Origin of the sequence: Symbiopectobacterium sp., assembly GCF_051710365.1 — a bacterium.
GTDB lineage: Bacteria > Pseudomonadota > Gammaproteobacteria > Enterobacterales > Enterobacteriaceae > Symbiopectobacterium.
This window is the reverse complement of record NZ_JBPETA010000349.1, coordinates 1-1,528: the sequence shown is the minus strand read 5'-3', so window position 1 is coordinate 1,528 and position 1,528 is coordinate 1. Positions and strand designations below refer to the sequence as shown.

Genomic DNA, 1,528 nt, shown 5'->3' with positions numbered 1-1,528 from the left:
GCCTTGTTATAGGAGGGCCAGTTAGTGATTTTAAAATTTTGTTTTGCCATGGAGACCTGATTTTGAAACAACTATGGTGATCTGTTCCGATGATTACCCAAACTTTCTATTTATTCAACAAAGCCCCACCGGGGGCGCAGCGGGGCAGGATGTGCCCGGCGACTACAGCACCAAACTGACTACGGCGGGGACGCGCTTGCTGTTAAGTCCGCGTGATATTCCACAATCCATTACCATCGTGAATAAACAGCGCATGCAGGATCAGAACCTGCAAACGGTGGGCGACGTGTTGGATAACGTGGTTGGTGTCACCGGCAACTATACCGACAGTGAACGTACCGGCTACTATGCGCGCGGTTTTTACATCAACAATTTTATCATTGATGATATTCCCACTTCGGTATCTGAGGCCTGGAACTTTGGTGACGCTCTGGGTGATACCGCGATCTACGACCGCATTGAAGTGGTGCGCGGTGCCAACGGCCTACTGACCGGCACCGGTAATCCCTCCGCAACGGTGAATATGGTGCGCAAACACGCCACCAGCAAAGAAGTGACCGGCAATGTTTCTGCCAGCTATGGCTCGTGGAATAACCAACGCTATGTGACCGATCTTTCCGCACCCTTGACCGAATCCGGCAGCGTGCGCGGGCGTATTATCGCCGGTTATCAGGATCAGGATAGCTGGCTCGATCGCTACCATAAGCGCAAAAAATTTATTTCCGGCATTGTCGATGCGGATCTGGCCAATAATTCCACGCTGTCATTCGGCTACGATTATCAGGAAAGCAAAACCCCCGGTTCGACCTGGGGCGGCTTGCCGACCTGGTTCAGTAACGGCAACCGCACCCACTTCGATCGCAGTTTCAATCCCGCCCCGAACTGGGCCTATTACAATATCGAGACCAACAAGGTCTTTGCCCAGTTTAGCCATGTGTTTGATAACGGTTGGGACTGGCATATCAACACAACTCATGCGGAAACCAAGTTTGATGACAAGCTGATGTACGCTTCGCCCTATGCTTTCAATGGTGGCAGCTTCCCTGATCAAGACACTGGATTAGGATTGGCGGGCGGCGCTGGCTGGTTTACCGGCACACGCAAACTGGACGCACTGGAAACCTATGTGCGCGGTCCGTTCGAACTGCTGGGGCGTCAGCATGAGCTGGTTACCGGGGTGGGGTTCAGTCGCCAACGCAACTACTACTACGCCTCTAACGATGCAGTGACGGTTGCTGATATGGGCAATTACTACAACTGGAACGGCAGTGCGCCGGAACCGAACTGGCAGGCGCAGACCAAAAGTTCGGATGATACCGTGCATAAAAGGTCGGTCTACAGTGCGGCCCGTTTCTCGCTTGCCGATCCATTGGCGCTGGTTGCCGGTGCGCGCTATACCGACTGGAGCACGGGCGGTATGACTTCCAGCTTCAGCAAAGACAAGGTGTCGCCCTATGCCGGGTTGATTTACGACATCAACGATACCCTCTCTGCCTATGTCAGCTACACCTCAATCTTCCAGCCGCAA

1 protein-coding gene is annotated in these 1,528 nt (G+C 53.3%); it reads left to right on the top strand.

Features of this window, described 5'->3' with window-relative positions; genetic code table 11:
• Positions 1–73: 73 nt before the first annotated feature.
• A partial coding sequence (gene fhuE, locus ACTBDZ_RS17705; protein WP_438816259.1) for a ferric-rhodotorulic acid/ferric-coprogen receptor FhuE occupies positions 74–1,528 on the top strand: 1,455 nt, incomplete at its 3' end.